Annotated in this window: 6 protein-coding genes; all 6 read right to left on the bottom strand. The window is 75.6% G+C overall.

Translation table 11 applies throughout. The features are described 5' to 3' along the window. Positions 1-56: 56 nt before the first annotated feature. The 6 genes from ACFQ8Y_RS17235 to ACFQ8Y_RS17210 all read right to left on the bottom strand — a co-directional run bounded on the left by ACFQ8Y_RS17235 (position 57) and on the right by ACFQ8Y_RS17210 (position 5,887). Positions 57-1,331, bottom strand: coding sequence for an ABC transporter substrate-binding protein (locus ACFQ8Y_RS17235; RefSeq protein WP_430586246.1), 1,275 nt, complete (start codon positions 1,329-1,331; stop codon positions 57-59). A gap of 5 nt (positions 1,332-1,336) precedes the next feature. Continuing rightward, positions 1,337-2,512: a branched-chain amino acid ABC transporter permease gene (locus ACFQ8Y_RS17230; RefSeq protein ID WP_430586245.1), complete on the bottom strand. Its 1,176-nt coding sequence runs from the start codon at positions 2,510-2,512 to the stop codon at positions 1,337-1,339. After that, positions 2,509-3,387, bottom strand: coding sequence for a branched-chain amino acid ABC transporter permease (locus ACFQ8Y_RS17225; protein ID WP_430551800.1), 879 nt, complete (start codon positions 3,385-3,387; stop codon positions 2,509-2,511). Before ACFQ8Y_RS17225 ends, ACFQ8Y_RS17230 begins: the two co-directional genes overlap by 4 nt. A gap of 57 nt (positions 3,388-3,444) precedes the next feature. Continuing rightward, positions 3,445-4,164, bottom strand: a complete 720-nt coding sequence (locus ACFQ8Y_RS17220) for an ABC transporter ATP-binding protein (RefSeq protein WP_430563034.1) — start codon at positions 4,162-4,164, stop codon at positions 3,445-3,447. Then, a complete protein-coding gene (locus ACFQ8Y_RS17215) occupies positions 4,161-5,003 on the bottom strand; it encodes an ABC transporter ATP-binding protein (RefSeq protein ID WP_430586244.1) in 843 nt (280 codons plus the stop codon). Before ACFQ8Y_RS17215 ends, ACFQ8Y_RS17220 begins: the two co-directional genes overlap by 4 nt. Before the next feature lie 128 nt (positions 5,004-5,131). Beyond that, positions 5,132-5,887 carry a glucose 1-dehydrogenase gene (locus tag ACFQ8Y_RS17210; protein ID WP_430586243.1) on the bottom strand — a complete coding sequence of 252 codons (756 nt, stop codon included), beginning with the start codon at positions 5,885-5,887 and terminating at the stop codon, positions 5,132-5,134. Positions 5,888-6,000: the final 113 nt, after the last annotated feature.

Genomic DNA, 6,000 nt, shown 5'->3' with positions numbered 1-6,000 from the left:
CGCGAGAACGGGGACTGTTCGTCGACGAACAGTCCCCGTTCTCGCGCTCACCACACCTACGAGGCGGGGATCCCGTCGTTGCGCAGCGGCACCGGCTGCGGCTCGACCTCGGTCACCTTCCCGCTCCCGACGGCGTAGGTCGCGCCGACGTAGTCCTGCACGCCGTCGGCCACGGTCGTGATGCCGACGCCGTCGAACGCGGAGTGGTCCTCCGGACCGAACATGAGCGGCAGGATGCCGTTGCCCTCGAGCCCGCCCGACTCGACGGCCTCGACCAGGCCCTCGCGCGTGGGCTCCTCGCCCGCGCGGGCCAGCGCCTCGGCGAACAGGTAGCCGACGCTCATGCCGTACACGGTGTTGCCGTCGAACCGCGCGCCGTCGTTGTACTCGTCGTTGATCTGCCGGAACAGCTCGACCCACTCGCCGTCCGGGCCGAAGGGCAGGTAGTTCGCGCTGACGAAGCCCTGCAGCAGGGCGGGCGCCACGTCCTCGCCCAGCAGCTCGACGAGCGTGGGGTAGTCGCCGCCCGACGACGACGCCAGCCAGCGCGGGCTCCAGCCCATCTTCGCGGCCGTGCCGACCGCGAGCGCCGTGAAGCCGTTGACCGTCGCGAGCAGGACGCTCTCGCACCCGGCGGCTTGCAGGGCACCCATCTGCGCGGTGACGTCCTGGTTCGACGTCGAGTACGTCTCGTGGGCGGTGACGCCGTCCGCGCCGAGGGCGAGCTCCACACCCTCGAGGAACTCCTCGCCGAAGTCGTCGTCCTGCCCGAGCACGCAGACCTTGCTGCCGGCGTGCTCGTCGGCGGTGTACTGCGCCAGCGCGGCACCCTCGACCACGTAGTCGGCGTTGAAGCCGAACGTGTTCGGGTGCCCCTCGGGGTCGTCCCACAGGGTGCTGCCGGAGGCGACGAAGAGGTCGGGCACGTCGTTCTGGTCGAGGTAGTCGAGCACGGACGCGTGCGTCGGCGTGCCGAGCCCGCCGAGCAGGGCGAACACCTGGTCCTCCTGCACGAGCTCGCGGACCACGGTCTGGGTGTTCGCGGGGTTGTAGCCGTCGTCCTTGACCACGTACTCGATCGAGCGGCCGTGGACGCCGCCGTGGTCGTTGACGTACTCGAAGTAGGCCTTCGTGGCCGCCGAGATCGACGCGTACCCGGCGGCGGCCGGGCCCGTCAGCGGCTGGTGCGTGCCGACCGTGACGGTGTCGTCGCTGATGCCGGGGGCCGCGGCGGCCGGCGTGCTGCAGCCGGCGAGGGCCAGGCACGCGACGACGGACGCCGCGGCGACGCCGGCGGTGGTACCGGCGGTGGCGGTGCGGGGATTCCGCATGGGGGTCACCTCTCTGTGGGTTGTGGCAGGGTCGCGGGCGCATCGGTGCGGCCGCGACGTCGCGAGGGGAGGACGTGGGGTCGGCGGCGGGCCGCGGCGCGGGCGAGGCCGCCCGGCCAGGCCAGCGTCACGACGATCAGCAGGGCGCCGAAGACCAGCACGGCGAGGTTGCCGGACAGCCGCTGCTCGAGGTCCGCGGGGACGCCGACGGCGCCGGTGACGGTGTCGACGAGCCAGGGCAGCAGCACGACCAGCGCCGCGCCGGCGGCCGCACCGCCGAGGCTGCCGAGCCCGCCCACGACCGCGGCCACGACGAGCAGCAGCGAGAACGCGAGGTCGTAGCGACCGGGGCCGACCGACTGCGTGACGAGGCACAGGACGGCGCCGCCGAGCCCGGCGGCGAGCGAGCTCGCGACGAACGCGCCCACCTTGACGCGCGCGGGCGACACCCCGGAGAGCCGGGCCGCGGTCTCGTCGCCGTGCACCGCCCGCATGCGCAGGCCCGCGTGGCCGGAGCGCAGCACGGCCAGCGGCGTGACGGCGAGCGCGGCCACGACGATCGCCACCCAGGCGTGCCACTGCTCCACGACGACGAGGCGGGACAGCGCCTCGGGCACGCCCTCGAACGGGACCGCCAGGCCCTGGTCGCCGCCGACCGCCGGCACCTGCGCCGTGAGGGCGGGCAGCGCGACGACCATGGCCAGCGTCAGCCCGGCCAGGTAGGGCCCGCGCAGGCGCGCGCCGGCCAGGCCGAGCAACCCGCCCACCGCGCCCGACGCGAGCAGCGCGCCGACCAGCCCCAGGACGACGCGCGCCGCGCCGGCCGTGCCGTCGCCGTCGAGACCGGCGCCGGCGACCGCGTTCACGGTGAGGGCGTAGCCGTAGCCGCCCGCCGCCATGAGCACGGCGTGCCCGAGGGAGAGCTGGCCGGTGAGTCCCACGAGGAGCGTGAGGCCCGCCGTCGCGCAGAAGGTCGCGGCGACGACGGCGAGCTGGTAGTTGCGGTACGGGTCGAGCAGGAACGTGGCGGCGACCGCCAGCAGGGTCAGCACGGCCGCACGCACCAGGATCCGCTGGGTGCGGGTGAGTCTCCGGGGAGCCTCAGGGGCGGGGCGCGGGACGGTGCGGCGTGCGTCGCGCACGGCGGCCTCCTCGGTCTCGGCGGGTCTCGTGGCGGTCATGCGGCACGCACCTGGGCGGTCGCGAAGATCCCGCCGGGCCGCACCAGCAGCACCAGCGTGAGCAGGGCGAGGACGGCGAGCGGGGCGACGCCGGCACCGAGGTACCCGGTGACGAGGCTGACGAGCACCCCCACCAGGACCCCGCCGACCAGGGCCCCGGTCGGCGAGTCGAGCCCGCCCAGGACGGCGACGGTGAACGCGTGCACGAAGAGCAGGTCGGCGGAGTGGGCGTTGAGGCCGAGCTCGGTGGGCACGAGCAGCAGGGCCGCGAGGGCCGCGACGGCGCCCGACAGCGCCCAGCCGAGGGTGACCATGCGCGGCACGCGCACGCCCAGCAGCCGGGAGACCTCGGGCGCCGCTGCCGACGCCCGCAGCTGCAGGCCCAGCGACGTGCCGTTGAACAGCCACGCCAGCAGCCCGACCACCGCCAGCGCCACGGTCAGCACGAACAGGTCGTACGGCGAGAGCAGGGGGACGCCGCCCACGACGAACGGGCGCTCGTCGAACGGCGCGGCCATCGGCCGGTGCCGGGGGCCGAAGGCGATCCCGAGCGCCGACTGCAGCACCATGACGAGCCCGATCGCGACGATCATCCCGGGCAGCGGGCTGCCCTGCGGCACGCGCCGCATCAGGCCGCGCTCCACCGCCGCGTTCAGCGCGGCCCCGGCGAGGAGCGCGGCGGCCAGCCCCGCCCAGAAGGACCCCGTCGCGCCGGTGACGGCGAACGCGGCGAAGACGGCGACGGTGGCGACGGCGGCCTGGGCGAAGTTCACGAGGCGGGCGGCGCGCCAGACGATCACGAGGGACAGCGCGAAGAGAGCGATGACGAGCCCCCGGGCGAGCCCGGTGGCGAGGAGGAAGACGAGTCGGTCCATGGGGAGCCTCTCTCGGGTGACGCAGGTCGGGTGCCGGTCGGTGCCGGTCGGTGCCGGTCAGAAGCCCAGGTAGGCGTGGCGGAGGGCGGGGTCCCCGGCGAGCTCGGCGGCAGGGGCCTCGGCCACCACCGCCCCGAGGCTGAGCACGACGCCGCGGTCGGCGATCGACAGGGCGCTCGTGACGTTCTGCTCGGCGAGCAGCACCGTCAGGCCGGTCTCCCGTGCCGTGGCGCGCAGCACGCCCATGAGCTGCGCGACGACGCGCGGCGCGAGGCCGAGCGACGGCTCGTCGAGGAGCAGCACGCGCGGCCGGGCGAGCAGGGCACGGCCGAGCGCCAGCATCTGACGCTCGCCCCCGGAGAGCTGGTGCCCGAGGCTCGCCCGGCGGCGCGCGAGCGGCTCGAACAGGTCGTAGGTGCGGGCGACCGCGGCGCGGCGTGCGGCACGCCCCGGGTGGCACCACAGGGCGCCGAGGTGGAGGTTCTCGTCCACGGTCAGCTCGGTCACGACGCTGCGCCCCTCGGGGACCTGGGCCAGCCCGCGGCGGGCGCGGTCCTCGACGCTCAGGGCGGTGAGGTCGGCGCCGTCGAGCAGGACCCGCCCCGCCCGCGGCGCCGTGAGGCCCGAGAGCGACCGCAGCAGGGTCGTCTTGCCGGCGCCGTTCGCCCCGAGCAGGGCGACGACCTCGCCCGGGGCGACGGCGAGCGCGAGGCCGTCCAGCACGGGCGCGCCGGCATAGCCCACGGTCAGGCCCTCGACGGCCAGGGCGGCGGTCACGCGGCCTCCAGCCCGAGGTAGGCCGCCTCGACAGCGGGGTCGGCGCGCACCTCGTCGGGCGTCCCGCTCGCGACGACTCGCCCGAAGTCGAGCACGACCACCCGGTCGGCCACGGCCATGACGAAGTCGACGTGGTGCTCGACCAGGAGCACCGCACAGCCGTCCGCCACGACGTCGCGCACGACGTCGGCGAGGGCGTCCACGTCGTCCGCCCCGAGGCCGCCGGCGGGCTCGTCGAGCAGCAGGAGGCGCGGGCGCGCCACGAGCGCGCGGGCGAGCGCCACCCGTTTGCGCACGGGGTAGGGCAGGGCGTCGACCGGGGTGCCGGCGGCACCGGTGAGGTCGAGCCGGGCGAGCGCGGCCGACGCGGCGTCGGCGGCGTCGGCGGCTCCGGCCACCGGCACCAGGACGTTCTCGAGCACCGTGAGCCCCGCGAAGAGGCCGAGGCCCTGGAGCGTGCGTGCGAGCCCGCGCTCGAGCAGCCGGGACGGGGACGCGGGCGCGGGGCGCCCGTCGAGGCGGATGTCACCCGCGGAGGGCCGCACCAGGCCGCACACCGCGTTGAAGACGGTGGTCTTGCCCGCGCCGTTCGGACCGATCAGGGCGACGGTCTCGGCGCCCTGACCGGCCTCCCCGTCGGCACGGGCGGACGGGTCGCCCACCGTGAGGTCGACGCCGTCGAGGGCGGTCAGGCCGCCGAAGGTCACGGTGAGGCCGGACACCTCCAGGCGCGGGTGGGCCGCGGGGGTGGTGGGTGCGGGGTCGGGAGCTCCAGGGCTGTGAGCGCCGAGGCCGGGAGCTCCCGGGCTGGGATCGGACGCGGGGATACGGCGGGACATCGGCACCTCTTCGTGTCGGGTGGTGCCACGCTAGCCGATAAACCGACTGGCCGGTATGCCTCGTCGAGACATTCTTCAGAATGTTGCAAGGCCGTGACGTCCGACGCCCGGGACGGGCGCCAGGACGCTCAGACGCCCGCGGTGAGCCCCCCGTCCACGACGAGCTCCGTGCCCGTGAGATACGCCGACGCGTCGCTCGCGAGGAACACCACGGCGCCCGCGACGTCGTCCGGCACGGCCGCACGGCCGATCGGGATCGGCACCGCGTCCGTGTCGATGCGCGTGGTCATCTCCGTGCGCACGAGGCCCGGGTGCACGGAGTTCACCCGGATCCCGTCGCGCCCCAGCTCGACCGCGAGCGACTTGGTCAGCCCGCGCACGCCGAACTTGGAGGCCACGTACCCGTGCAGCCGCTCCCCGCCCCGCAGCCCCTCGACCGACGACACGTTGACGATCGACCCGCCGCCGGCCGCCTTCATCACCGGGACGACCGTGCGGCAACCCAGGAACGTCCCGGTGAGGTTCACCGCGATCACGGCGTCCCACTTGGCCGTGGAGTAGTGCTCGATGGGGGCGGAGTTGGCGATGCCGGCGTTGTTCACCAGAACGTCCACGCCCCCGAACGCCTCGACCGTGGCCGCGACCGCCTCCGCCCAGCCCGCCTCGTCCGTCACGTCGAGCCGGACGTACCGCGCCCGGTCGCCGAGGCCGGTCGCGAGGGCCGCGCCCTCGTCGTCGAGCACGTCCGCGACGACCACGGCGGCGCCCGCCGCGTGCAGGGCGCGGACGTACGCCGCACCGAGGCCGCGGGCGCCGCCCGTGACGAGCGCGACCCGCCCCTCGAGCGGGCGGTCGGGGGCGGTCGGGACGGCACGAGCGGACATGGGGTTCCTCCGGGTCGGGTGCGAGGGAGAGCGGCCTTCCGGCCCGCGATCCGTGGCGGCATCCGGTCGGTTGCCGCGACGGGTCGCGTGCTGGAAGGCCTCGGGGTGGGGGT

It is taken from the genome of Isoptericola sp. NPDC056605 (assembly GCF_042792795.1).
GTDB lineage: Bacteria > Actinomycetota > Actinomycetes > Actinomycetales > Cellulomonadaceae > Isoptericola.
This window is presented reverse-complemented; position numbering and strand designations above follow the sequence as displayed.